The 25,762-nt window shown below is 67.0% G+C and carries 26 protein-coding genes; 7 read left to right on the top strand and 19 right to left on the bottom strand.

The annotated features are described in order from the left end of the window. Window positions 1-112 precede the first annotated feature (112 nt). From AAID08_RS08105 to AAID08_RS08095, 3 genes are read left to right on the top strand one after another with little or no spacing between them, the layout of a single operon-like run. A complete protein-coding gene (locus tag AAID08_RS08105) occupies window positions 113-574 on the top strand; it encodes an Mth938-like domain-containing protein (protein ID WP_006388431.1) in 462 nt (153 codons plus the stop codon). Next, complete coding sequence (locus AAID08_RS08100; protein WP_006388430.1) at window positions 574-1,038, top strand: peroxiredoxin; 465 nt, start codon at window positions 574-576, stop codon at window positions 1,036-1,038. The genes AAID08_RS08105 and AAID08_RS08100 overlap by 1 nt, the downstream gene beginning before the upstream one ends. A gap of 58 nt (window positions 1,039-1,096) precedes the next feature. Then, entirely contained in the window at window positions 1,097-2,797 is a 1,701-nt protein-coding gene (locus AAID08_RS08095) for a PhoH family protein (RefSeq protein WP_064522689.1), read from the top strand. Window positions 2,798-2,924: 127 nt separating this feature from the next. Here AAID08_RS08095 and AAID08_RS08090 read toward each other — a convergent pair whose 3' ends face one another. From AAID08_RS08090 to AAID08_RS08060, 7 genes are all read right to left on the bottom strand, one after another. Then, the gene (locus AAID08_RS08090) at window positions 2,925-3,056 is read right to left on the bottom strand and encodes an entericidin A/B family lipoprotein (RefSeq protein ID WP_006388428.1); all 132 of its coding nucleotides are present in this window, start codon (window positions 3,054-3,056) and stop codon (window positions 2,925-2,927) included. Window positions 3,057-3,098: 42 nt separating this feature from the next. Continuing rightward, entirely contained in the window at window positions 3,099-3,794 is a 696-nt protein-coding gene (locus tag AAID08_RS08085) for a fumarylacetoacetate hydrolase family protein (protein WP_054501351.1), read from the bottom strand. An 83-nt stretch (window positions 3,795-3,877) separates the two neighbouring features. Further along, window positions 3,878-4,180, bottom strand: a complete 303-nt coding sequence (locus tag AAID08_RS08080) for a Dabb family protein (RefSeq protein WP_064522687.1) — start codon at window positions 4,178-4,180, stop codon at window positions 3,878-3,880. After that, window positions 4,180-6,057, bottom strand: coding sequence for an ABC transporter permease (locus tag AAID08_RS08075; protein WP_064522685.1), 1,878 nt, complete (start codon window positions 6,055-6,057; stop codon window positions 4,180-4,182). The genes AAID08_RS08080 and AAID08_RS08075 overlap by 1 nt, the downstream gene beginning before the upstream one ends. A gap of 12 nt (window positions 6,058-6,069) precedes the next feature. After that, window positions 6,070-6,762: an ABC transporter ATP-binding protein gene (locus tag AAID08_RS08070; RefSeq protein ID WP_336235899.1), complete on the bottom strand. Its 693-nt coding sequence runs from the start codon at window positions 6,760-6,762 to the stop codon at window positions 6,070-6,072. Continuing rightward, window positions 6,762-7,523: an ABC transporter ATP-binding protein gene (locus tag AAID08_RS08065; protein WP_054501355.1), complete on the bottom strand. Its 762-nt coding sequence runs from the start codon at window positions 7,521-7,523 to the stop codon at window positions 6,762-6,764. Before AAID08_RS08065 ends, AAID08_RS08070 begins: the two co-directional genes overlap by 1 nt. A gap of 10 nt (window positions 7,524-7,533) precedes the next feature. Then, window positions 7,534-8,313 carry an SDR family NAD(P)-dependent oxidoreductase gene (locus tag AAID08_RS08060; protein ID WP_064522683.1) on the bottom strand — a complete coding sequence of 260 codons (780 nt, stop codon included), beginning with the start codon at window positions 8,311-8,313 and terminating at the stop codon, window positions 7,534-7,536. 216 nt (window positions 8,314-8,529) lie between these two features. Between AAID08_RS08060 and AAID08_RS08055 the strand changes: the two genes are divergently transcribed. The 4 genes from AAID08_RS08055 (at window position 8,530) to AAID08_RS08040 (ending at window position 11,831) form a co-directional block, all read left to right on the top strand. Continuing rightward, window positions 8,530-8,928 carry a cupin domain-containing protein gene (locus AAID08_RS08055; protein ID WP_049072486.1) on the top strand — a complete coding sequence of 133 codons (399 nt, stop codon included), beginning with the start codon at window positions 8,530-8,532 and terminating at the stop codon, window positions 8,926-8,928. 79 nt (window positions 8,929-9,007) lie between these two features. Further along, window positions 9,008-10,219 carry an ABC transporter substrate-binding protein gene (locus AAID08_RS08050; protein ID WP_054501357.1) on the top strand — a complete coding sequence of 404 codons (1,212 nt, stop codon included), beginning with the start codon at window positions 9,008-9,010 and terminating at the stop codon, window positions 10,217-10,219. Beyond that, entirely contained in the window at window positions 10,216-10,980 is a 765-nt protein-coding gene (locus AAID08_RS08045) for an SDR family NAD(P)-dependent oxidoreductase (RefSeq protein ID WP_064522681.1), read from the top strand. Before AAID08_RS08050 ends, AAID08_RS08045 begins: the two co-directional genes overlap by 4 nt. A gap of 14 nt (window positions 10,981-10,994) precedes the next feature. Then, window positions 10,995-11,831 (top strand): IclR family transcriptional regulator, encoded by an 837-nt coding sequence (locus AAID08_RS08040; protein ID WP_054501359.1) that lies wholly within the window; start codon window positions 10,995-10,997, stop codon window positions 11,829-11,831. On the opposite strand, the gene ppa is transcribed toward AAID08_RS08040, so the two are convergent. The 12 genes from ppa to AAID08_RS07980 form a co-directional block, all read right to left on the bottom strand. Continuing rightward, the gene (ppa, locus tag AAID08_RS08035; protein ID WP_049072482.1) at window positions 11,832-12,362 is read right to left on the bottom strand and encodes an inorganic diphosphatase; all 531 of its coding nucleotides are present in this window, start codon (window positions 12,360-12,362) and stop codon (window positions 11,832-11,834) included. A 28-nt stretch (window positions 12,363-12,390) separates the two neighbouring features. Next, window positions 12,391-13,998 carry a heme biosynthesis HemY N-terminal domain-containing protein gene (locus tag AAID08_RS08030; protein ID WP_054501360.1) on the bottom strand — a complete coding sequence of 536 codons (1,608 nt, stop codon included), beginning with the start codon at window positions 13,996-13,998 and terminating at the stop codon, window positions 12,391-12,393. Window positions 13,999-14,003: 5 nt separating this feature from the next. Beyond that, the gene (locus AAID08_RS08025) at window positions 14,004-15,194 is read right to left on the bottom strand and encodes a uroporphyrinogen-III C-methyltransferase (RefSeq protein ID WP_054501361.1); all 1,191 of its coding nucleotides are present in this window, start codon (window positions 15,192-15,194) and stop codon (window positions 14,004-14,006) included. 37 nt (window positions 15,195-15,231) lie between these two features. Beyond that, a complete protein-coding gene (locus tag AAID08_RS08020) occupies window positions 15,232-16,044 on the bottom strand; it encodes a uroporphyrinogen-III synthase (protein WP_054501362.1) in 813 nt (270 codons plus the stop codon). Next, complete coding sequence (gene hemC, locus AAID08_RS08015) at window positions 16,044-16,991, bottom strand: hydroxymethylbilane synthase (RefSeq protein ID WP_054501363.1); 948 nt, start codon at window positions 16,989-16,991, stop codon at window positions 16,044-16,046. The genes AAID08_RS08020 and hemC overlap by 1 nt, the downstream gene beginning before the upstream one ends. Window positions 16,992-16,997: 6 nt before the next feature. After that, window positions 16,998-17,123 carry a hypothetical protein gene (locus tag AAID08_RS08010; RefSeq protein ID WP_258955702.1) on the bottom strand — a complete coding sequence of 42 codons (126 nt, stop codon included), beginning with the start codon at window positions 17,121-17,123 and terminating at the stop codon, window positions 16,998-17,000. Beyond that, a complete protein-coding gene (locus tag AAID08_RS08005) occupies window positions 17,110-17,829 on the bottom strand; it encodes a TerC family protein (RefSeq protein WP_049072474.1) in 720 nt (239 codons plus the stop codon). Before AAID08_RS08005 ends, AAID08_RS08010 begins: the two co-directional genes overlap by 14 nt. 104 nt (window positions 17,830-17,933) lie before the next feature. Then, window positions 17,934-18,632: a TerC family protein gene (locus AAID08_RS08000; RefSeq protein ID WP_395757508.1), complete on the bottom strand. Its 699-nt coding sequence runs from the start codon at window positions 18,630-18,632 to the stop codon at window positions 17,934-17,936. Window positions 18,633-18,879: 247 nt separating this feature from the next. Next, on the bottom strand, window positions 18,880-19,761 hold the full coding sequence (gene sucD / locus AAID08_RS07995; protein ID WP_006388410.1) for a succinate--CoA ligase subunit alpha: 882 nt from the start codon (window positions 19,759-19,761) through the stop codon (window positions 18,880-18,882). A 25-nt stretch (window positions 19,762-19,786) separates the two neighbouring features. Next, on the bottom strand, window positions 19,787-20,947 hold the full coding sequence (gene sucC / locus AAID08_RS07990; RefSeq protein WP_006388409.1) for an ADP-forming succinate--CoA ligase subunit beta: 1,161 nt from the start codon (window positions 20,945-20,947) through the stop codon (window positions 19,787-19,789). Between the two features lie 10 nt (window positions 20,948-20,957). After that, window positions 20,958-21,560, bottom strand: coding sequence for a DUF2889 domain-containing protein (locus AAID08_RS07985; protein WP_049072472.1), 603 nt, complete (start codon window positions 21,558-21,560; stop codon window positions 20,958-20,960). A 142-nt stretch (window positions 21,561-21,702) separates the two neighbouring features. Next, window positions 21,703-25,674 (bottom strand): Pls/PosA family non-ribosomal peptide synthetase, encoded by a 3,972-nt coding sequence (locus AAID08_RS07980; protein ID WP_395757507.1) that lies wholly within the window; start codon window positions 25,672-25,674, stop codon window positions 21,703-21,705. Window positions 25,675-25,762 lie beyond the last annotated feature (88 nt).

Below are 25,762 nucleotides of genomic sequence, written 5' to 3'. Positions count from 1 at the left end.
TCCCCGCGGGGGGCAGAGAGCGAGCGCAGCGAGTGAAGCGTGGGGGTATTCCCTTTGCAACATACGGCCATCCTGATGCGCTATTATCGGAGCCATAAAGCCGGAGTATTTATTGAAGCTGCATACCGATCCTGCGACGGCCGCCCTGAACACCGTCACCGCCTACGGTGACGGTTATATCGAGGTCAACCAGGTACGTTTTTCCTCCTCGGTCGCTTTTGGCCCCGAAGGCGAAGTTACCCCTTGGCCCGTTCAGTCGCCGGCCGACATCACCCCCACCCTCTTGCGTCAGGCGGCCGGATTGTCCGAACCCGTCCGCGACCCGTTGGCGTTCCTGGACGAACCCGAAGCCACCCCCAGCCGCCCGGCCAATGCGCCGGAAGTGCTGCTGGTCGGCACGGGCGGCCGGCAACAGTTCCTGCGCCCCGAGGTGCTGCGTCCCCTGTTGGCGGCCGGCATCGGCGTGGAAATCATGGACACCCACGCCGCCTCGCGCACCTACAACATCCTGATGGCGGAGGGCCGGCGCGTGGTCGTCGCCCTCATCCCCCCCAACGGAGACCCCCAGACATGATGATGCCCATCATCGGCAAGCCCGCCCCGCTGTTCACCGCTGAAAGCACCATCGGGCCGATCAGCCTGGAGCAGTGCCAGGGTCGCGCCGTGATCCTGTACTTCTATCCCAAGGACAACACCCCTGGCTGCACCACCGAGAGCCAGGATTTCCGCGACCTGCACGCCGACTTCCTGTCGGCCAGCGCCGTGGTGGTCGGAATCTCGCGCGATTCGCTGAAGTCGCACGAGAACTTCAAGGCCAAGTACGAGCTTCCTTTCCCTCTCATCTCCGACGCCGACGAAACCGTGTGCAATCTGTACGGCGTCATCAAGCAGAAGAACATGTACGGCAAACAGGTGCGCGGCATCGAGCGCAGCACCTTTCTGATCGACGCTTATGGCGTGCTGGTGCAGGAGTGGCGCGGGGTGAAGGTCCCGGGCCACGCCAAGGAAGTCCTGCAGGCCGCCAAGAGCATCGGTTAGCCGTGCACAGGAATACCCGTCAGGTGCCATAGCCGGCCCATACTGGAGAGTGACGCATATGCCGCTTCCGAAGTTGCCCACCCGCCCCGCAGCCATCCTGACCTTCCCCTCGGGCGATAACGCCCGGGCGCAGGCCCGCAGCACCAAGACCGCCGCTGCGCGGTCGAACACCCAGGCCGTCCTGGCCGAAGACGACGAGGACGAGCTGCTGGTCCAGCCCGAACTCGACGGCATGGCCCCTCCCGCCCGCAAGGCCCAGATCCCGGCCCGCCAGGTGCCGCCGCCGGCCCCCGCCGCACCGGCGCCGCGCGCCCAGGCGCGCCAGGCCAAGCCCGCCGCGACCCCGGCCAAGCGCACCAAGCCGCGCGCCCAGAACGAGCCGCGCAAGCTGTTCGTGCTGGACACCAACGTGCTGCTGCACGACCCCAGCTCGCTGTTCCGCTTCGAAGAGCACGACATCTTCCTGCCGATGATGACGCTCGAAGAACTGGACCACCAGAAAAAGGGCATGTCCGAAGTGGCGCGCAACGCTCGCCAGGTCAGTCGTTCGCTCGACGCCCTGGTGCAGGACGCCACCCAACTGGACGAAGGCCTGGAACTGGCCAAGCTGGGCAACAAGGACGCCACCGGGCGCCTGATGTTCCAGACCACCGCCATCCACAGCACCCTGCCGTCGGACCTGCCCATGGGCAAGGCCGACAACCAGATCCTGGGCGTGGTGCGCGCTCTGCAGGAAAAATACCCGCAGCGTGAAGTCGTGCTGGTGTCCAAGGACATCAACATGCGCCTGAAGGCGCGCGCGCTGGGCATGGCCGCGGAAGACTACTTCAACGACCACGTCCTGGAAGACTCGGACCTGATGTACTCGGGCGTGATGCAGTTGCCCGAGGATTTCTGGAACAAGCACGGCAAGGACGTCGAGTCCTGGCAACAGGGCGGCACCACCTTCTACCGCATCCACGGCCCGCTGTGTTCGCAGTTCGTGGTCAACCAGTTCGTCTACTTCGAAGGCCAGATGCCGCTGTACGCCCAGGTGCGCGAGGTCAGCGGCAAGATGGCGGTGCTGGCGACGCTGCGCGACTACACCCACGGCAAGAACAACGTCTGGGGCATCACCGCGCGCAACCGCGAGCAGAACTTCGCCATGAACCTGCTGATGAACCCGGAATGCGACTTCGTGTCGCTGCTGGGCCAGGCGGGCACGGGCAAGACGCTTCTGGCGCTGGCGGCCGGCATCACCCAGGTGCTGGAGACCAAGCGCTACACCGAGATCATCATGACCCGCGTCACGGTGCCCGTTGGTGAAGACATCGGCTTCCTGCCCGGCACCGAGGAAGAGAAGATGCTCCCCTGGATGGGCGCGCTGGAAGACAACCTCGACGTGCTGAACATGGGCGAAGGCGAAGGCAATGGCGACTGGGGGCGCGCCGCCACCATGGACCTGATCCGGTCGCGCATCAAGGTCAAGTCGCTGAACTTCATGCGCGGGCGCACCTTCCTGAACAAGTACCTGATCATCGACGAGGCCCAGAACCTGACGCCCAAGCAGATGAAGACGCTGGTGACGCGCGCCGGCCCCGGCACCAAGGTGATCTGCCTGGGCAACATCGCCCAGATCGACACGCCGTACCTGACCGAAGGCAGTTCGGGCCTGACGTTCGTGGTCGACCGCTTCAAGGGCTGGCCGCATTCGGGCCACGTAACCTTGCAGCGCGGCGAGCGCTCGCGCCTGGCGGACTACGCCGGGGACGTGCTGTGAACCCTCGCGGCTGAGTCTCCACGCCGCGCCCACCGCCGTGGGCGGACGCCGCCTCCCCGGGACGGCGTCTCCAAAGAAAAAGCCCCTTGAGCGATCAAGGGGCTTTTTTATCACCGGTGCCTGACGATTATTTGTCGGCGGCGTTGGTGATGGCGTTGCCGGCCCGCGACATGTCCTTGCCCATGCCCGCCACGGTATTGCAACCGGCGAGTACGAAGCCGAACACGACGAAGGCGGTCAGCACGATCTTGCTGCGCATGCTGCGCTCCTGAAATGTGGGGAAAAGATTCCGGGGCGTACTTTAAACGATCTGCACCCGCAGTTCACCCAGTCCCTCAACGCCGCCGGTGATGACATCGCCCTGCACCACGGCGCCAACGCCTTCCGGCGTGCCGGTGAAGATGATGTCGCCAGGCTGCAGTTCGAACAGGCCCGACAGGTAGGCGATGCTTTCCGGCACGTTCCAGATCATCTGCGAGATGTCGCTGGCCTGCTTGCGCTGGCCATTGACGTCGAGCCAGATGGCGCCCTTGTCGAGCGTGCCGACCACGCTGCGCGGATGGATCGGGCCCAGCGGCGCCGACAGATCGAAGGCCTTGCCCACTTCCCAGGGACGGCCTTGCTTCTTCATCTCGCCCTGCAGATCGCGGCGGGTCATGTCCAGGCCAAGGGCGTAACCCCAGACGCAGTCGTTGGCCTGTTCCACCGGGATATCGCGGCCGCCCTTGCCCAGCACCACCACCAGCTCCATTTCGTAGTGCAGGTTGGAGGTCTTGGGCGGATACGGCATCTTGCCGGTTTCGCCGTCGGCCACGCTCAGCACGGCGTCGGCGGGCTTGCAGAAGAAGAACGGATCTTCACGGCCGGTGAAGCCCATTTCCTTGGCGTGCTCGGCGTAGTTGCGGCCGACGCAGTAGACACGGCGCACCGGGAACAGCGCGGCGCTGCCGGCAACGGGAACCGCGGTCAGCGGCTGGGGAGGCAATACGTAGTCCATGATCTATCAACCTATGACGGGTGGAACGGTCCGATGGCAAAAATCATTCGCGAGTGTATCCCGTTCCGGGACGGCGGAAATATTCAGCAAATTGTAGGGATTTCCCCATCGAACACCACCAGGCGCTCGATGAAATCCGCCATGTAGGCCTTCATTTCCTGGTGGGCGGCCGACACCTGGTAGCGGTCGTGGGCGGCGGCGTCACTGAACGCCGCCACCACCGCGTGGGTCAGTCCGTCCGAACGGCCGGCCTGGTTGGGCCGGAAGGCATAGCCCGCCACGCCGTCGCATTCGGCCAGGATGCGGTCGCAGTAGCCCCGCACCCGGTCATGAAAGCGCGCATCGGCGGCGCCGGACAATTGCAGCATTACGACATGCAGGAACATCACGACTCCTTTTTCGAACGGGCGACGGCAAGCCAGGCGCGCGACACCAGCCCCATGATGCCGTCGCGGAACAACAGGACGCACAGGATGAAGATAGCCCCCTGCACGATCAGCACCCAGGAGCCCAGCGGCGCCAGGTAATTCTGCAGCGACACGAAGGTGAAGGCGCCGGCCAGCGGACCAAACACCGTGCCAATGCCGCCCAGCAGCGCCATCAGCACCACTTCGCCGTTGGCGTGCCAGTGCACGTCGGTCAGCGAGGCCACGCCGAACACCAGCACCTTGAGCCCGCCGGCCAACCCCGCCACCGAGGCCGACAACGTAAACGCCAGCAGCTTGTAGCGCGACGTCGAATAGCCCAGCGAGCGGGCCCGTTGCTCGTTGTCGCGCACGGAACGGATCACCTCGCCGAACGGCGAGTTCAACACCCGCAGCACGAAGGCGTATCCCAGCGCGAACACCGCCAGCGTGAAGTAATACATCGGCATCACGCTGTCCAGGTCGACCAGACCGAACAGCTTGCCGCGCGGCACGCTCTGCAGGCCGTCCTCGCCGCCGGTGAAACCCGCCTGCACCGCGATGAAGTACACCAGTTGCGACAGCGCCAGTGTGATCATGGCGAAGTAGATGCCCTGGCGCCGGATCGCGATGGCGCCGAACGCCAGTCCCAGCAGGCCGCCGGTCAGCACGCCGGCCAGCAGGCCAAGTTCGGGCGTGGCGCCCAGCAGCTTCATGACAATGCCGGTGGCATAGGCCGCCGCGCCGAAGAAGGCCGCATGGCCGAACGACAGCAGGCCGACGTAGCCCACCAGCAGGTTGAACGCCGCGGCGAACAGCGCGAAGCACAGCACCTTCATCAGGAAAGTGGGATAGACGAACCAGGGCGCGGCCAGCGCAGCCAGCGCCAGGATCGCCATGCACCAGCGCATGGCGCGACGGCCCAGTTGCACCGGTTCGCGCGTGGCTTCGGCCGCCAGCACGTTCTGCACCTGCAGCGGCTTGCCGAACAGGCCGGCAGGCTTGCACAGCAGCACCAGCACCATGATGAGGAAGATCGCCAGGTTGGCGGCCTCCGGATAGAACACCTTGGTCAGCCCCTCGATGATGCCCAGCCCGAAACCGCTGACGATGGCGCCCATGATGGAACCCATGCCGCCGATCACCACCACCGCGAACACCACCACCACCAGGTTCGAGCCCATCATCGGGCTGACCTGGTAGATGGGCGCGGCGATCACGCCGGCCACCGACGCCAGCGCCACGCCGAGCGCGTAGGTCAGCGTGATCAACAGCGGCACGTTGATGCCGAACGAGCGCACGATGGTCGGGTTCTCGGTGGCCGCGCGCAGCATGGCGCCGACCCGGGTCTTCTCGATCAGCACCCACACCGCCAGGCACAGCACCAGCGACACCACCACCGCCCAGCCGCGGTACCACGGCAGGAACATGAAGCCCAGGTTGACCCCGCCCGTCAGCGCCTTGGGGATGGTGTATGGCAATCCCGACACGCCATAGGCCTGGCGCAGCCCACCTTCAATCAGCAGCGCCAGCCCGAAGGTCAGCAGCAAGCCGTACAGATGGTCCATGCGGTAGGTGCGCGAGATCAGCACGCGCTCGACCACGATGGCGAACGCCGCCATGATGAGCGGCACCAGCACCAGCGCGGCCCAGTAGTTCACGCCCAGGTAGTTCAGCAGCATCCAGGCCAGGAACGCGCCCGCCGTGTACTGCGCGCCATGGGCGAAGTTGATGATGTTCAACAGGCCGAAGATCACCGCCAGCCCGATCGAGAGCAAGGCGTAGAACGAACCGTTGATCAGGCCGAGCAGGAGCTGGCCGAACAGTGCCGTGGACGGCACGCCAAAAATTTCGAACACAGGATTCTCCCCTCAGACGCCCAGGCGGCGCGCGATCCGCTCGGGATCGTTGCGCGCCTCTTGCGCCGACAATTGGTCGACCACGCGGCCATGCTCCATCACGTAGTGGCGGTCGGCCACCTTGGTGGCGAAGCGGAAATTCTGCTCGACCAGCACGATGGTGAAGCCGCGCTCCTTGAGCGTGCGGATGGCCTGCCCGATCTGCTGCACGATCACCGGCGCCAACCCCTCGGTGGGCTCGTCCAGCAGGATCAACTGGGCGCCGGTGCGCAGGATGCGGGCGATCGCCAGCATCTGCTGCTCGCCGCCCGACAGGTTGCCGCCAGAGCTGCCGCTGCGTTCGCGCAGGTTGGGAAACAGGGTGTAGATCTCATCCAGCGACATGCCGCCGTCGGCCAGGCGCGGCGGCAGCAGCAGGTTCTCGGTCACGTCCAGGCTGCGGAACACCGCCCGTTCCTCCGGGCAATACACCACGCCCAGCCGCGGGATGCGGTGCGGCGCCATGCCCACGGTTTCCTGGCCATTCAACAGGATCGAGCCGCGGCGCTTGTCCAGGATGCCCATGACGGCGCGCAGCGTGGTGGTCTTGCCCGCGCCGTTGCGGCCCAGGATCGTGACCAGTTCGCCGCGCCGCACGTCGATGTCGACGCCGTGCAGCACATGCGATTCGCCATACCAGGCGTTGAGGTCCTTGATCGACAGCATCAGTCGTCCCCCTCTTCAGCGCCCATATAGGCGGTAATGACGCGCTCATCGCGCGATACCGTGGCGTAGTCGCCCTGCGCCAGCACCGCGCCGCGCGCCAGCACCGTGATGGTGTCGGATAGGTCGGCGACCACCGACAGGTTGTGCTCCACCATCAGGATGCTGCGATTGGCCGACACGCGCCGGATCAGCGCCGCGATACGCGCCACGTCTTCCTGGCCGAGGCCGGCCATCGGCTCGTCCAGCAGCATCACTTCAGGCTCCAGGGCCAGCGTCATGGCGATTTCCAGCGCCCGCTTGCGGCCGTAGGGCAACAGGGCCGCCGTGGTGTCGGCCAGGCCCGCCAGACCGACCGCCTCCAGCAGGGCCAGGCCCTGGTCGTTGAGGCGATCGACACTGCGACGGCTGCGCCAGAACCGCATCCCGTCGCCATGCTGGCGCATCAGCGCCACGCGCATGTTCTGCAGCACGGTCAGCCCCAGGAACACCGCCGAAATCTGGAACGAGCGCACGATGCCCAGGCGCGCGATCTGCTCAGGCGCCAGCGCGGTGATGTCGCGGCCGCGATAATGGATTGCGCCCTGGTCGGGCGTCAGGAACTTGGTCAGCAGGTTGAAGCAGGTGGTCTTGCCGGCGCCGTTGGGGCCGATCAAGGCATGAATGGAACCTTCCCGCAGGGCCAGGGACACGCCGTCGACGGCATTGAAGCCGCCGAACCGCTTGACCAGCCCCTGGGCGGACAGAACCGCTTGGGTGCTCATGGCCGTCCTCCTACATGCGGGCCAGCAGGCCGCCGTCGATCGCCAACACGTGGCCATTGACGAACGAAGCCCCCGGCGAAGCCAGGTACACCACCGCCGGCGCGATGTCCTCAGGCGTGGCCCAGCGCCCCACCGGCACCGCCGTCGACAGGAACGACTGGAACTGCGGATTGTCCTGCAGCCCCTGGGTGAAGTCGGTGCGCACGAAGCCCGGCGCCAATGCGTTGCAGGTGATGCCCTGGCCGCCATACTCGACCGCCAGCGCGCGGGTAAACGCCGCGATGGCGCCCTTGGCGGTGGCGTAGGCCGCGATGTTCGGCATGGTGGCCTGGCCGGCGACGGATGACATCAGCACGATGCGGCCGAAGCCGCGCGCCGCCATCGCCGGCAGCACCGCGCGGGCGCAATGGAAAGCGCCATTCACGTGCACGTTCTGCAGCGCCTGCCATTCGGCGGGCGCCATCTCGACCACCGGTTTGCGGTTCTGGTTGCCGGCATTGCTGACCAGCACGTCGATGGCCACGCCATCGCTTTCCAGTTGCGCGATGGCCGCGGCCACGGCGGCGCCGTCGGCCACGTCGAACACCGCGCTGCGCGCCGGGATGCCGGCCGCGGCCAGTTGCGCGCAAGCGGCGTCGCAGGCGGCCTGCGACAGATCGTTGATCACCACGCGTCCGCCCGCCCGGCCCAGGCCGGCGGCGATCGCATACCCCAGCCCGCGCGCGCCCCCCGTCACCAGCGCCGTGCGCCCGGCCAACCCGAAGGTCTGGCCCAGATAGTCCTGATTCAAGCTTGTCTCCTTGTCTTATAGGCGCCGGATCTCTCGGAACATCCGCGTCGGGAAAGGCTTCCCGAGGCTCGGCATCCCTGGCCCGGCTCGTGTCGATCCGCCGTCCCTGCAGGAAAACGTGATTGACATAAATCTCAATATACGCGACTATTTTTAAACACTCAATAACAAGATTTTTAGTTTTTCTTCCATAACGAGTTTTGGCTAGGAGACATCATGGCCCTCGAAACCCCTGGCTGCCCTGCGGCCAACGCGCTGCCGCCACTGGCATCGCGCTTCCTGAAAGTGGATGAACTGCCGTGGAAGCCCACGCAGGTCGAAGGCATCGACATGAAGGTGCTGATGCAGGACAAGGAGTCCGGCCTGCTGACCGCGCTGTTCCGCTGGCAACCCGGCACCGAGCTGCCGCTGCATGAACATGTCGAGGTCGAGCAGACCTATGTGCTGGAAGGCTCGATCGTCGACGCCGAAGGCGAAGTGCGCGCCGGCGACTACGTCTGGCGCCCGCGCGGCAACCGCCACGTGGCCCGGGCTCCGCATGGCGCGCTGGTGCTGAGCTTCTTCCTGAAACCCAACCTGTTCATCGACGCCTACGCCGGCCAGACGCTGGAATAGGCACGCCCCGGCAAGACCCCGCGCGACCGCCCGGCACAGGGCGGCGCGCCAAGATACAAGCCCCCGAGGAGACAAAACCATGAAGATCCGTTTCAAGCATTGCCTGGCCGCCTGCGCGCTGGGCGCCGTTTCACTGTCGGCCCAGGCCCAGGTATCCGACGACGTCGTCAAGATCGGCGTGCTGGGCGACCAGTCCGGCATGATGGCCGACCTGTCCGGCAAGTTCGGCGTCGAGGCCGTGAAGATGGCCGTCGAGGATTTCGGCGGCAAGGTGCTGGGCAAACCCATCGAGGTGGTGTCCGCCGACCACCAGAACAAGGTGGACATCGGCGTCTCGATCGCGCGGCGCTGGTACGAGAACGAAAAGGTCGACCTGATCCTGGACGTGCCGAACTCGGCCATCGCGCTGGCGGTGCAGGACCTGACCCGCCAGATGAAGCGCGTGGTGATCTTCACCAGCGCCGGCTCGGCCGACCTGACCGGCAAGGCCTGCTCGCCCAACGGCATGCACTGGACCTACGACACCTACGCCTACGCCACCGGCGTGGCCAGCGGCGTCATGGAAGACGGCGGCAAGAGCTGGTTCTTCATCACCTCCGACTATGCCTTCGGCCATTCACTCGAACGCGACGCCATGGCGGTGGTCAAGGCCAAGGGCGGCCAGGTGGTCGGCAGCGTGCGCCACCCCATCGCCAGCGCCGACTTCTCGTCGTTCCTGCTGCAGGCGCAGGCCTCCAAGGCCCAGGTGATCGGCCTGGCCAACGGCAGCGGCGACACCATCAACAGCATCAAGCAGGCCTTCGAGTTCGGCATCATGGGCAGCAAGCAGCGCGTGGCCGCGCTCTTCATGAGCATCGTCGACGTGCGCAGCGTCGGGCTGGAATACGCGCAGGGGCTGAACCTGGTCGAGCCGTTCTATTGGGACCAGGACGACAAGGCGCGCCAGTGGTCCGAGCGTTATTTCAAACGCACCGGCCGCATGCCGTCGATGGTGCAGGCCAGCAACTACAGCGCCACCCTGCACTACCTGAACGCGATCAAGGCGGCCGGCACCGACGCCTCGGAGGCGGTGCTCAAGAAGATGCACGAAACGCCCATCAACGACTTCATGACCGAGAACGGCCGCATCCGCGAGGACGGACGCGTGATGCGCGACCTGTACCTGTTCCAGGTGAAGAAGCCGTCGGAATCCAAGCGCGACTGGGACTACTACAAGCTGGTTCGCAAGATCCCAGCCGAACAGGCGTTCCGTCCGCTGGACCAGGGCGGTTGCGCGCTGGTGAAGCCATGAGCGGCGGCGCGCCCGGCCTGCTGGCAGGCAAGCGCGCCGTCGTCACGGGGGGCGCCAACCCCCGTGGCATCGGCGCCGCCATCGTCGCGCAATTCCTGGCGCAAGGCGCCAGCGTCGCGGTGCTGGACCGCGATTATCCCGACCACGCCGACGCCGGCCTCGCCGGCGGCCGCGTCAATCTGCACTGCGACGTGTCGAGCAGCGCCTCCTGCGAGCAGGCCGTGGCGCAGGCGGCGCGGGCGCTGGGCGGCATCGACGTGCTGGTGAACAACGCCGGCATCGTCGCCGCGACCCGCATCTGGGACCTGCCCGAGGACGAGTTCCGCCGCATGATCGACGTCAACCTGACCGGCACGTACAACGTGACGCGCGCCGCCCTGCCCCAGTTGCTGGAAAGCGGGCGACGCCCGGCCATCGTCAACCTGGGGTCGACCGCCGCCCTGCGCGGCGGCGGCCTGCTGGGCGGTTCGCACTATGCCGCCTCCAAGGGCGGCGTGATCAGTTTCACCAAGGCGCTGGCGCGCGAACTGGGCCCGCGCGGCGTGCGCGCCAACTGCGTGGCGCCGGGCATCATCGAGACCGACATGACGCTCGGCAAATTCGGCGAAAATTGGGAACAAGAACTCAAACAGGGCATTCCGCTGCAACGCTTCGGCTCCCCGGCCGAAGTGGCGCAGGCCATTCTGTTCCTGGCCTCGGACCTGTCCTCCTACTCAACCGGCATCGTGGTCGACGTCAACGGCGGCTTCCACATTCACTAGGCGCGTCAGCAGCAATGAGCACTCCCGATCGCATGTTGTCCATCCTCGACCTCTTCCGCGACGACACCACCGCCGCGTTCCAGGAGGACGTCATGGCGCATCTGGAGTGCTCGCGCGCCACCGCCTACCGCTATCTCAAGTCACTCACCGAAAGCGGCCTGCTGGCGCCGACCGCCGGCGGCGCCTACGTGCTCGGCTCGCGCATCATCGAGCTGGACCGGCACCTGCGCCAGCACGACCCGCTGATGCGCGCGGCCCGCGACGTCATGCGCGCCACGGGCGACGAACTCAACGCCAACCTGATGTTGTGCAGCTACTACGGCGACAAAGTCATGTGCGTAGACCGCTACTGGACCGACCATTCCATCGAATCCAGCTACGCGCGCGGCCGCCCCTTCCCCATGTTCCGCGGCGCCACCGCCAAGCCCATCCTGGCCAATCTGCCGCCTTACCAGTTGCGCAACCTGATGCTGTGGCACGCCGCCGAAATCCGCGAGGCCGGGCTGGGCGAGGACTGGGATGCGTTCCGCGCCAACATCAAACGGCTGCGCGCAGCCGGCGTGTGCGTGTCGCACGGCGAGGTCGACCCGGGCCTGATGGGGATCGGCTCGGCGATCTTCACGCCCGACCAGAAGGTGGTGGGCAGCCTGGTGTTCATCGCCGCCGAGGCACGCACGCCCGCCAAGCGGCTGGCGCTGCTGCAGGAACGCATTCAGGAGGCGGCGGCGCAGGTGACGCAGAATCTGCAGGGCCTGCAAGACAACGGCGCGGCGGCGATCGGCATCATGCCGTCGCGGCCGCGCCGCCTGAAGGCGCCCGCCGGTGCGACACCGGCGCGGCGCAAGGCCTGATCAGCCCTTGTTGTAGCGCTCGGCGCTCTTGAGGATTTCCTCGTGGGCGGCGTCAACGCCCTTCCAGCCCTTGACCTTGACCCACTTGCCCTTTTCCAGGTCCTTGTAGTGCTCGAAGAAGTGCTGGATGCGGGCCGTGTCTTCGGCCGGCAGGTCTTCGTACGACTTGATGTTGCGGTACGGGGGGTAGAGCTTTTCGATCGGCACGGCCAGCAGCTTGGCGTCGCCACCCGACTCGTCGTCCATTTCCAGCACGCCGATGGCGCGGCAGCGCACCACGGCGCCGATCTGGATGGGGAACGGGGTCAGCACCAGCACGTCGGCGGGGTCGCCGTCTTCCGACAGCGTTTGCGGGATATAGCCGTAGTTGCACGGGTAGTGCATGGCCGTCAGCATGAAGCGGTCGACGAAGATCGCGCCCGATTCCTTGTCGACCTCGTACTTCACCGGGTCGGCGTTCATGGGGATCTCGATGATCACATTGAAGTCTTCCGGCAGCTTCTTGCCGGGGGACACGCGGTCATAACTCATGATGGAACCTTGTCAGTCTGAAAGAGGATCAAAGCGAACCGTCGTCCTTGAACGGCGGCTTGGTGGTCGGGGCCGGCACCGCGGGCGCGGCCGGCTTGGGAGTGGCCGGCGGGGCCGGCGAATACGTCGGCACGGGGCTGTCGAACGCCGCGGCCGGGATCGGCGCGCTGTCGAAATATTCGTCGATGTCGGAGGTGCCGCCGACGACCGGCGCATCTTCCGGCGCCAGCGCGCGCGCCTGCTGCTCCTTGTTGGCGCGGGCGTCCGGGTCCAGCACGTAGTCCGACGCCGACGCGGCCACGGCCGGCGGCAACGCGGGATAGTCGCCGCCGATATCGGCGTCGATATCCGATAGGCCGACCGCGTACCCGCCCTCGGCGTCCAGGCGGTACGGGTCCGAGCCGGTATCCGCCGCCGGCAGCGCCGCGTCGGCAGCCAGCACGGGCAGCGCCATGCTGGCGGCGGTGGCGAGGCGCCAGTGGCGCACCGCATCGGCCGGGCGGTCGAGACGGTCGTACAGGCTGCCCAGCAGCGCGTGCGTCTGCGCATCGCTACGGCGCGACAGGCTGCGCAGCAGGTAGCGTTCGGCCTGGCCCCACAACTGGCCGTTCAGGCACAGCATGCCCAGCGCGGTCAGCAGGTCTGGATCGGTGGGACGCTGCTGCAGCCAGGTCTCGGCCTTGGCCAGCCGGCGCGAGACCTGCTCGGCGTCGCAGCGCGCGTAGGCGGCCACCAGGGCGGGGTTGAATTTGACGGCGATGGCGGCCTCGAGCACCTTGGCGGCTTCGTTGGCCTCGCCGGCCGCTTCGAAGGAGGCGGCGCCGGCCAGCGCGATCTCGGGCAGCAGGCGCTCCTCGGCCTTGAGGTCTTTCCAGATGGCGCGCCAGCCGTCGTTGGCGGCCGCCGCACGCAAGCGCGCCGCGCCGGCCACGTCGATCAGATGGTCGCCCTCGGCGCGCGCCAGGGCATTGCGGCGCAGCAGGCCGCGCGCCAGCGTGAAGACCTGTTCGTCATGATGCAGGGCCGTGTGCGCGCGCAGCAGCAGGCGCATGGTATGCAGGTGGCGCGCGCCGCCGTCGGCCAGCGGCGCCAGCACGGCCAGCGCGCGCTCGGCGCGGCCCTGGTCCAGCAGCATGTCGGCCGACACCGTCGCGGTGGCTTCCACCAGGCCGGGGTCGGTGCCGGCCTGCTCCTGCGCGGTCGCCAGCAGGCGGTCGCGGCGGTCGAATTCCCCCAGGCCATGCGCGGCACGGGCGGCCGACAGCGCGGCCAGCACGCGGCGGGTCTGCACCTTGGTCTGCTCGAGCAACTTGGTCAGGTCTTTTTCGGCGTGCGAATAACGGCCTTCGAGCAGGCCGATCCAGCCGCGCTCGAGCAACTCGTGATCGCGCGCCTGGGCGCGCTTGCCGCGCCAGGCGCGGACGCGATCGGGGATGGCAAGCAGCCAGGCCAACAGGCGCAGGCCGACGTACAACACGACGAAGGCGGCCACGATCAGCAGCACGGCCAGCGTCAGCGACATCGAGATGCGCCACGGCCAGACCAGCAGCAGCACGTTGCCGGAATGGGAACGCAGCACCACCGCCAGGGCGACGGCGATGACGGCGAGCAGCAGTGTCCAGAACCAGGTACGCATGGGCCTCAGTCCTGATCGCTGGTCTTGAAGCCGGCGGCGCGCAGCGCGGCCACGGCGTTCAGGCTGTCGGACACGTCGGGCATGCGCACCGCGATATCGGTCTGCGCCAGTTCACGGGCCAGGTTCTGGGCCGCGACCGTGTCAGGCGAACGGGTGTCGAAGTACTTGGCCAGCGTGGCGCCGACGTTGTCGAGCTCGCTTTTCCAGACCGCGGGCTGGCGCATCAGCATGGCCAGTTGCACGGTCAAGAGGCGCTGGCGCAGCGTGCCGCGCACCTGGTCGGCCTGTTCCGGCGACAGCAACAGCGCCGCGGGTTCGTCAACGCGCTGGATCGAGATCAGGCCGCCAAGCTCATGTGCCAGCGCCGAGCCGGCGCGGCCCGGCCACGAGGCCACTTCGGCGCGCCAGCGCTGCCACCAGGCCGCGTCGGCCGGCAGGCCGGCCTGAGGGTCGACCGGGGCGGGGGCCGGGGTCGCGGGGCGAGTCTCGCCGGCGGCGATGCCGGGCGCGGCGGCGTCCGGCACCAGCAGCGGCGCCTTGCCGACCAGGGCCGTCAGGCGCTCGATGCGGGCTGACTGGGCCGGAATGTCGACGGTGGACACGGCGCGCAGGCGGTCCAGGTCGCCGTTGATGGCCTGCTGCAAGCTGGAGAAGCGCGGGCGGTCGGCTCGCGCCAGGCGCGATTGCGCGGTTTCCAGCGCGACGATGGCGTTGGAGACGTTGCCGGCCAGCCGGAGTTGCTGGCTGCCGATGGTAAGCAGGCGCTCGACGTCGTTGGCCAGCAGTTCGTCGCTCGCGCTGTCGTTGAAGTTCTGCCAGGCCTGTTGCAGGGCGTTGTACTGGCTCTGGGTCTCGCGCACGCTGTCTTCGAGGTCACCCAGGCGACCGGCCTGGGCTTGCGCCAGGGCCAGGGCTTCGCGAGTGTCCTTGCGCGCCTGCGCCACGTCGGCGGCCAGCGTGTCCAGGCGCGAGGCGACCTCACGGCCGGCGGCGACGAACTGCGTGCGTTGCTGCCACAGGGCATAGCCCAGCCCGACGGCGAGCAGGATGACGATGATGAGGGCAGTGACCAGGGGGCCACTGCCGCGCTTGGCCGGACGGGCCGTGACGGAATCGGCCGGGGCCGATGCGGGCGCGCTGGCGCCCGGGGCGGCCGGGTTAACGGCCGGATCGGTAGCGGGAGTCTTGTCTGTCATGACGCGATTGTATTCGGTGTCAGTCCGAAGCAACGAATCAAGCAGCAACAAAAGCCTGGAAAATCGACTCGTCGTTGGGCATGCAGATTTTTACCATTGCTTGCGAACCCGGATCAGATGCCGGCGACGGCACGCGCCGCGCCAGCGAAGGATGGGTCAGGACAAAGCCGCAACCGCCCCACCAGGCGGCCAGCCCGGCCGCCTGCAACTGGTCGCGCACCGAGTCCGCGCCCTCGCCGCTGGTGATGAGCCAGGTGGCCGGCACGCCCTGCGCGGCCCAGCTCCGCAGGCGCGCAAGCTCGAACTCGTCCCATTGTGCCGGCAGGCGCCGGTAGGCCGCGTGACGTGTCACGGAGACGCCATGTGACTGCAATTGTTCGCTGAGCCAGTCCCGGCCCTGCGTGCCGCGCACCACCAACACCCGCGACGGCAGCCGTGGCAGGCCGCAAAGGACCTCCCAGAGCGCCTCGGAATCGTGGCTGGCGGCCTGGTCGCCGGGATGCAGGACTGTTGTATTCGCGCCAAAACCCGGCAGCCCCGCCAGCCCTGCGGCGCTGGCCGGTCCGACCGTGGCGACGGCCACGCCCACGGGCCAGGGCGCCGGACCATCCGCTCGGGCCAGTTGATCCAGGTATTGCCGGGCGGCATTGCCGCTGACGAACACCACCATGTCGTAGTCCGCCGGCCGCGGCAGGTCCGTGGCGGCGACGGACAGGGGGTGGATATCGAGCGCGGGCAGGATGCAGGGCGTCCAGCCCGCGGCGCGCAAGCGGTCGGCCAGGGCCTCGTTGCGACCGGCGGGCCGTGTCAGCACGGCCACGCGCGGCGCTTGGGCGGCGGCCCTGTCCATCAGTCCTCGGGGGATGCGTCTTGCAACAGCTCGTCGAGAATGGCCTGGGCGCCGGCATCGAACAACTCGGCGGCGACCGCCTCGCCGATCGCCTGCGCCTGGCCCACCGGACCGCTGCGTTCGGCGCGCAGGGTGCGCGTGCCGTCGGGCGACGCCACCAGCGCGCGCAGCGTCAGGCTGCCGCCGTGGATTTCGGCATAGGCCGCCAGCGGCACCTGACAGGAGCCGCCCAGCCGGCGCGACACCGCGCGTTCGGCCAGCGAGATCGCGGTCGCGGTGGCATCGTTCAGCGGCGCCAGCCAGGCACGCATATCGTCGCGATCGTCGCGGATCTCGATGGTCAGGGCGCCCTGCCCGGCCGCCGGCAGGCAATCCGAGGGATCGAGCAGGCAACGGATGCGATCCGTCAGGCCCAGCCGGTTCAGGCCGGCGGCGGCCAGCACGATGGCATCGTATTCGCCGCGGTCGAGCTTGCCCAGACGGGTATCGAGGTTGCCGCGCAGCGGCTTGACCGCCAGGTGCGGATAACGCGCGCGGATCTGCGATTCGCGGCGCAGGCTGGAGGTGCCGACGACGGCGCCGGCCGGCAGGTCGGCCAGCGTGTCGTAGCGATTGGAGACGAAGGCATCGCGCGGATCGGCGCGATCGAGCACGGCGCACAGTTCGAACGGCGCCTGCAGATCGACCGGCATGTCCTTCAGACAATGCACGGCCAGATCGGCGCGGCCGTCGAGCAGGGCGTTTTCGAGTTCCTTGACGAAGAGCCCCTTGCCGCCCACCTTGGAGAGGGTGCGGTCGAGGATCTGGTCGCCTCGGGTCGTCAGGGTGAGCAGTTCAACCGCGCACGCCGGGTACAGCGTGCGCAGTCGATCGCGCACATGCTCGGCTTGCCACAGGGCAAGCCGGCTGGCGCGGGTCGCGATGACCAAGCGTTGCGGCAGAGACACGAGGCGTCATCGAACGAAGTGGGAGACGATGACCGTCGCCACGACGCCCAGGATGGCCAGCACGAACAGGCCCTGCAGGAGGCTCAGGCCTGATTCGGATTGCTGGGGATCGGCGGATCTACGCAGACTCATGTACGGATTCCTTGGAGGCGGTTTTGCGGCTTGCCAGCCACCGTCCAAGGACAACAACGAGCAAGGCGCCGAAGATTTCTACGCCGATTTTAACCGCAGTGGGCTGGACGCCGAATTGACCTTCGACAAACACGTCCGTGACCAGCATGCCGCCCGCGATCCAGCCGAGCAGCGCCGCGCCGAAAGTCACCACCAGCGGATAGCGGTCGATCAGCTTCAGGACCAGCGTGCTGCCCCAGATGATGATGGGCACGCTCACGACCAGGCCGAAAATTACCAGACCGATCTGATGATCAGCGTGAGCATTCTGGGCCGCGCCGGCGATGGCGATGACGTTGTCCAGGCTCATCACGAAGTCGGCGATGATGATGGTCTTGATGGCGGCGATGATGGATGTGCCGCCCTTCACGTTGCCATGGGCATCATCCTCGGGCACCAGCAGCTTGACGCCGATCCAGACCAGCAACAGGCCGCCCACCACCTTCAGGAACGGGATCGACAGCAGGGTCAGCGCAAAGGCGATCAGGACCACGCGCAGCAGGATGGCGCCGGCGGTGCCCCACAGGATGCCCTGCATGCGCTGCTTGGGCTCCAGGTTGCGGCACGCCAGCGCGATCACCACCGCGTTGTCGCCGCCGAGCAGGATGTCGATGAGGATGATCTGGAATACCGCTGCCCAACTCAGCGTCTGGAAAAACTCAAGCAATTTGAACCCCCGAAGGCATTTATCAAAATAAAGGCCGGCCCCGTGCCGGCCGGCCCGCCGCCGTGGCGGCGGGCTTGGAACAACGTATTATTGTAGTTCAGCTTTCAGTCAGCTTTCTGGCGCATCAGCAAAACTTTGCCGATCGCCAGTACCAGCACCGCGCCCAACGCTCCGGTCATGAGGGCGAAGCTGTGCTGGGTCACGCCCAATGCCGCATCGATGCGCGCCACCGGCTCCTGTAGGGCGGGATCACCCACCAGCAATTCGCCGGCGATGAAGCCCAACAACGCCGCGCCCACCCAGACGATGAGCGGGAAGCGTTCGATGACCTTGAGCAGCAGCGTGCTGCCGAAAATCACAAGCGGAATACTGATCGCCAGGCCCAGCACCAGCAGCGTGGTGTCGCCCATCGCCGCGGCGGCGACGGCCACCACATTGTCCAGGCTCATGACCAGGTCGGCGATCATGATAGTGCGGATTGCGGTCAGCAGATTGCCATGGGTCTTGCCGTCCCCCTCTTCCTCGCCTTCCGGCAGCAACAGGGTCACGCCGATGTACACCAGCAGCAGTGCGCCGATGAGCTTGAGCCACGGCAGCATCAGCAGCTTGGCGGCGACCAGCGTCAGCACGATACGCATGATGATCGCGGCGGCCGAGCCAACCACGATCGCTTTCTTTTGCTGCGCCGGCGGCAGCGAGCGCGCGGCCAGCGCAATCACCACGGCGTTATCGCCCGACAGCAGAATGTTGACCCAAATGATCTGGAGCAACGCTAACCAGAATGCCGCTGAACTGAGTTCCATACCTCTCTTTCCTAGGACGTGATCCCCCTAGGACAAACCAAATGAATGGGTGGAAAAGACAAAAAGACGTACTGACCGTCTTGGTGCGAGCCCGACGGCATTCTTGCTGGGTACGTGCAGAATTTCTTTCATTATAGTTTCGTTCAGCTTTCCGTATGTTTCGCCGGCCGCATCATGGACACGGGATTTCCCTAGGCTGGAACGAAAAAAAGGCCCGCCGAGGCGGGCCTTCTTCATGCGCACAACCTTACAGCACCGACTTGAGCAGCTTGCCCATTTCGGAGGGGTTGCGCGTGGTGCGGATGCCGCAGGCTTCCATGACTTCCAGCTTGGCGTCGGCCGTGTCGGCGCCGCCGGAGATCAGCGCGCCGGCGTGGCCCATGCGCTTTCCGGGAGGGGCGGTGACACCGGCGATGAAGCCGACGACCGGCTTCTTCATGTTGTCCTTGGCCCACTGGGCGGCGTTGACTTCGTCCGGACCGCCGATCTCGCCGATCATGATGACGGCGTCGGTGTCGGGATCGTCATTGAACATCTTCAGGACGTCGACGTGCTTGAGGCCGTTGATGGGGTCGCCACCGATGCCGACGGCGCTGGATTGACCCAGGCCCAGCTCGGTGACTTGCGCCACGGCTTCGTACGTCAGGGTGCCCGAGCGGCTGACGATGCCGATGCGGCCCTTGCGGTGGATGTGACCGGGCATGATGCCGATCTTGATTTCGTCCGGGGTGATCAGGCCGGGGCAGTTCGGGCCCAGCAGCAGCGTCTTGCTGCCCTTGGCCTTCATGCGGTTCTTGACTTCCAGCATGTCGCGGACCGGGATGCCTTCGGTGATGCAGATCACCAGATCCAGTTCGGCCTCGACGGCTTCCCAGATGGCGGCGGCGGCGCCGGCGGGCGGCACGTAGATGACCGACACGGTGGCGCCGGTGTCGGCCTTGGCGTCCTTGACCGACGCGAAGATCGGCACGCCTTCGAAGTCCTCACCGGCCTTCTTGGGGTTCACGCCGGCCACGAAGGCGGCTTTGCCATTGGCGTACTCGCGGCACATGCGAGTGTGGAACTGACCGGTCTTGCCCGTGATGCCCTGGGTGATGACCTTGGTGTCCTTGTTGATCAGAATCGACATTTGTGAATCCTTGGATTTTTTCTCTTTACTTGACGGCGGCGACGACGCGGGTGGCGGCTTCGGCCATCGTGTCGGCGCTGATGATCGGCAGGCCCGACTCGGCCAGCATCTTCTTGCCGAGTTCTTCGTTGGTGCCCTTCATGCGCACGACCAGCGGCACGTTCAGGTTGACGGCCTTGCAAGCGGCGATCACGCCTTCGGCGATGACGTCGCAGCGCATGATGCCGCCGAAGATGTTGACCAGGATGGCCTTCACGCTCTTGTTCTTGAGCATGATCTTGAAGGCTTCCGTGACCTTCTCGGCCGTGGCGCCGCCGCCGACGTCCAGGAAGTTGGCCGGCTCGCCGCCGAACAGCTTGATGGTGTCCATGGTGGCCATGGCCAGGCCGGCGCCGTTCACCAGGCAGCCGATGTTGCCGTCGAGCTGGATGTAGGCCAGGTCGAACTTCGAGGCTTCGATTTCAGCCGGATCTTCTTCGTCCAGGTCGCGGTAGGCGACGATTTCCGGGTGACGGAACAGGGCGTTGGAGTCGAAGTTGAACTTGGCGTCCAGGGCGATGATGTTGCCCTTGCTGTCGCGGTTCAGGGGGTTGATTTCGACCAGCGAGGCGTCGGTGTCCATGTAGCACTTGTAGAGCTTCTGGAACACGTCCACGGCCTGGGCGGTCGAGTCGGCGGGCAGGCCGATCGCGTTGGCGATCTTGGTGGCTTGCTCGGCCGACAGGCCGGTCAGCGGATCGATGTATTCGGTGACGATCTTCTCGGGGGTGGAGTGGGCCACTTCCTCGATGTCCATGCCGCCTTCGCTGGAGGCGATGAAGGCGACCTTCTGGGTGGCGCGGTCGGTGACCAGCGACACGTAGTATTCCTTCTGGATGTCGGCGCCGTCTTCGATGTACAGGCGGCGGACCTTCTGGCCTTCCGGGCCGGTCTGGTGCGTGACCAGTTGCATGCCCAGGATTTCGGAGGCGAGCTTGCGCACGTCGTCCAGCGAGCGCGCCAGCTTCACGCCGCCGCCCTTGCCGCGGCCGCCCGCGTGGATCTGTGCCTTGACGACCCAGACCGGTCCACCCAGCTTTTCAGCGGCAGCCACGGCCTCGTCGACGGAAAGAGCGGGAATCCCGCGCGGCACCGGGATGCCAAATTGCTTCAGCAGTTCCTTGCCTTGATACTCGTGGATTTTCATGTGTTACCTGTCAGGACGTATGAGAAAGAGAAGGTGAATCGGAGGTCGAATCGGCCGATGCCTCAGCGCTACCCCCGGTGTACCACTTGGGATAGTGCTCAGCCACCACCGGGCCGTCGGTGCTCAGGGCATGACAGCCGTCCAGTTGGAACGGACGCCGGTTCGGGTTGCTTTCCTGCCGCCGGCGATTGGCCATGGTCTGCACCGCCGCGGTGGGAAGCACCTGCGACAGCTCGGTCATGTGCGTACAGCCCTCGACATGGCCGAAGCGTTCCTTGACCTGACGGCGGAACCCCTTGAGCAGGTTCATGCCGACCAGGTCAGCGTAGGCGGATTCGATGGCCATGCAGTGCTCGCCATAGGGAGCGGCATCATAGACGGCCCGCGCGGCCACGATGGTGAAATCGCCATCGATGGTGATGCGCAGGTGCATATGGTGGATGGGTTGCCCCGCCTTGAACATCTCGCCGTCGCGCTTGGGAAAATCGTACGCCTTGACGTCGATGAGCTCGGCTTCCAGGTCCCAGTTGCCGTCATCGCGCGCATACGACTGCACGCGTATGGAACGCGTGTGCAGCGGCTGGCGAGGACAATCCGGCGGTGGCAAGGGCATGCTTGGGGCCTGCGGGGCGAAGACGGCCGGCGCATGGTGCGCGGCAACAAAACCTTCAAAGTATAGCGCAGCCCGCCCTGCCCCGACGGTCAAAATGCGCGGCGCGAACGCCCGTCGCCCGGGCAGATCGCGCCGCGCCGCCTCAGCGTTGTGTCCACGGCGTGGCCGGACTGCCCATCCAGGCCTGCCCCGCCGGGATGCTTTCGCCCTTGAGCACCAGGGTCAGCGGGCCCAGGCGGGCCCCGTCCTCGACCCGGGTGTCATACAGGATGGTGCTGCGCGGGCCGACATTGACGCCGTTACCGATACGGACCTGCCCGATCTTCATGACGCGGTCCTCGAACAGGTGCGTCTGCGGCCCCGACCAGGCATGCAGCACGGCATCGTCCCCAATTGATACACAGTCGTATTCGGTGATGTCGGTGGTGTCCATGAACACCCGCCTGCCGATCCGCGCGCCCATGCAGCGCAGGGCCAGCGGCAGCCAGGGCGTGGCACGCAGGAAATTGAAGAAGTTCGGCACCGCGATCGACTCATACAGGCTGGTCACGGCCTCGCTCTTCCACACGAACGGCGTCCACATTGGTTCGGCGTGCGGTCGGTAGCGGCCGATCAGCAGCCATTTGAGCGCCACCAGAAACAGGAAGGTGCCGACGCCATACAGCACGCCGGCCAGCATCAGTTCGTCGAACGCCGCCACGAAACCGTCGCGCGCCGCGATCGGGATGACCTTCATGACCGTCAGGTAGCCCACCGCGATCACCACGGCCAGCGGCAGAATCATGCGCATCAGCTCGACCGCGCCGCGCGCCACCTTGCGGCCCAGGCTGGGGCGGAAGGTCAGGTGCTCGGGAAAGCCGGCCGCCTGCTCCCGCGCCGGCAGCGCCAGCGGCGGATTGCCGAGCCAGGTCTGGCCGCTGGCCATGCGGGCATTGGCCGGCGCCCGGCTCTGCACGCCGATCAACACGTCGTCGGGCAGCACCGAGCCGTCCGGCACGTAGGCGCCGTTGCCCACGAAACTGCGATTGCCGATGACGGTGGGTCGCATGGTCATCCAGCCCCGGTCGACCTCCTCGTCGCCCAGCATCACGCCATCGGCGATGAAGCTGTCGCGGCCCAGCGTCAGCATGTCCGGCACGATGCCCATCGCGGTCGAGATTTCGGTGCCGCGCCCCACCTTCGCGCCCAGCAGCCGATACCAGGTGCCGGCATAGATCGAGGCGTACAGGCCGTGCAGCACGCTCAGGCTGGACTCCTGGATCTGGTTGGTGAGCCAGCGCCGCAGATAGATCTGGCCATAGACCGGCCAGCGCCCGCCGCTCAAGCGCGGCAGCAACGCCCAGCGCAGCATGGCCGAGACCAGCACGGTCAGCAGCAGCAGCAAGGCGCTGGCCGGCAAGGCCAGCAGCAGATAGGCCAGGAACGCATTCGGCCACCAGACGCGCGAGCCCATCAGGTCGAGCCAGCGCGCGTCGATCCAGTCGATCAGCACGAAGCTGGGAAACACGGGCATGAAGAACAGCGCGGCGATCAGCGTGCCGCCGGCGGCGTAGGCCAGCATGTCGAGCCGCGCCCAGCGCCCCTCGCGCACCGGCCGCGGCGGCAGCTCGGGCGCGCGCGCCTGCGGGTCGTGCCGCGCCGGCGCGCCGCTCCAGATCTGGCCGGCGGGGATGCGCGCGCCGGCCGCCAGGGACGACAGCCCTTCGAGCCGGCCGTCGGCCTCGATCGTGACGCCGCCCTGCAGCACCGCATACGAGCCCACGTAGGCGTTCTCGCCCAGCGTGATCGGCGCCACCTCCCAGTGCGCGCCGTGGACCTCGAAATTCTCCAGGTTCACCGCCGCGCCGACGCTGACGCCGTCGGCCACCGTCAGCAGGTCGGGCGCCCGCACCGAAATGCGGCTGATGGCGGTATCGCGGCCGATGCGCGCGCCCAGCGCCCGCAGGTACCAGGCCTGCAGCGGCGAGCCCGCCAACAGGTGCGCCGGCGGAATGTCGAGGATGCGGTCGACCAGCCACCAGCGGTAGAAGGTCCAGCCATAGAGCGGATAGCGGCCCGCCTTGAGCCGGCCCAGGATGCCCCACTTACAGACCACCGCGACGCCGAAGCTGAGCAGGTTGCAGGCCAGGTAGCTGGCGATCGACAACGCCACCGCGCGCCAGACCGAGTCGCCCTCGTCGCCGGTGAAGTAGTGATACGTGAAGAACGGCGTCAGCCAGATCAGCATGCGCACGCCGATCAGGAGCGGCAGCACCGCCAACTGCGCCAGGCCGCAGGCCCAGCGCCGCCATTCCGGCGCGCGCTCGATCGGCGTCGGCTGGAGCGGCGCCGCCGCGGCCGCCGATTCGGCCGCCAGCGTGTCGAGCCGCGCCGCCAACGCGCCCAGCACGGAATGCTGGTAGAGCTCATGCATGGTCAGCGCGGAAAACTGCGGATGCTTGCGCAGCGACGACACCAGCCGCGCGGCCAGCAGCGAATGGCCGCCCAGGTCGCGGAAGAAATCGCTGGCCAGCCGCAGCGGCTGGCCGGGAAACAACGGCCGCAGGGCTTCGAACAAGGCGTGCTCGGCGGGCGAGACCGGCGTGTCGTCTTCGCCGCTGGGCTCGGACGCGGTGGCCAGCTCGCGTGCCTTCAGCGCCTTGCGGTCGATCTTGCCCGAGGTCAGGCGCGGCACCTCGGCCACCAACTCGAAGCGGGCCGGAATCATGTAGGCGGGCAGCTCCGCGGCCAGCGCGGCGCGCAGCGCGTGCGGATCGAGCCGCGCGTCACCCTCGGGGGTCAGGAACGCCACCAGTTGGTCGATGCCCGCCAGGTCGCGCAGCACCACGGCGGCCGCGCCAATGCCGGCCTGCCGGTACAGCGCGGCCTCGATCTCGCCCAGTTCGACACGAAAGCCGCGCACCTTGACCTGGTCGTCGCTGCGGCCCAGGCACTGGATCTGGCCGTTTTCGTCGATGCGCGCCAGGTCGCCGCTGCGGTACATGCGGGTGTCGTGGTCGCCGCTCGGACGCGGATTGGCCAGGAACTTCTCGGCCGTCAGTTCGGGCCGCCCCAGATAGCCGCCGGCCACGCCAGGGCCGGTGATACAGAGCTCGCCGGTCTGGCCCTGCGGCAGCACGGCGCCGTCCTCGCCGCGGATCAGCATGCCGTAGTTGGGCAGCGGCGTGCCAATGGTCACGGGCTGGCCCGGCAGCAGCTCGGCCAGGCTGGCCGATACGGTGGTCTCGGTCGGGCCATAGGTATTGAACAGCCGGCGACCCGGCGTGGCCCAGCGCTGCACCAGGAATTCCGGGCACATCTCCCCGCCCAGGTTGACGATGCGCAGGCCAGGCACGTCGCGCGCGAACAGCGCCAGCAGCGTCGGCACCGCATGCAGCACCGTCACGCCCTCGCGCACCAGCGCATCGGGCAATGCCTCGGGATCCGTGGTCAGCATCTTGGGCGCCACCCAGAGCGTGGCGCCGACCAGGTAGCTGATCCAGATTTCCTCGAACGACATGTCGAAGGCCACCGAAAACCCTTGGTACACCTTGTCGCCGTGGCGCACGCCCAGCACTTCGTTTTCGCTGCGCAGGAAATGGCAGATGCTGGCCTGGCTGATGGGCACGCCCTTGGGCTTGCCAGTCGACCCCGAGGTGTAGATCACGTAGGCCGGGTGCTCCGGCAGCAGGCCGTCGCGCCGGCGCAGCGGCGCATCGACCGCCACCGACAGCTCCCAGGTGGTCCAGGTGATCATGCCGTCCAGGCGCACGTCGCCGCCCGCAACCAGGCCGCGCGCGCCCGCATCCTGCAGGCAAACCAGCATGCGGTCGGGCGGCGTGTCGGATTCGAACGGCAGCCAGGCCGCGCCCGCCTTGGCGATGGCGGCCTGCATCACGAGCAGGTCGTCGCCGCGCGGCAGGCACAGGCCGACGATGTCGCCCGGCCGCACGCCGGCCTCGATCAGGTGGTGCGCGGCCAGGTCGGCGCGCCGCCCGAGCGCTTCGTAGGTGAGAGTCTGATCCAGCCAATGAATGGCCGCGGCGGCGGGATACCGCAGGATCGTGGCTTCCAGAATATCGGGCAGCGTCTCCGCGGCAAGCAGATCCGGCCGATAGGGGCCTTGGAGAATCATAGGTACGGCGACAATCCAGCAGAAGGGATGTTTTGCCTATTGACCCACAAGGCGCCAATTCGTTCAAGCGCCAATGAAAAAAACCCCT

The sequence above is a fragment of the Achromobacter sp. EB05 genome, assembly GCF_044232075.1.
GTDB lineage: Bacteria > Pseudomonadota > Gammaproteobacteria > Burkholderiales > Burkholderiaceae_B > Achromobacter > Achromobacter dolens.
This window is presented reverse-complemented; position numbering and strand designations above follow the sequence as displayed.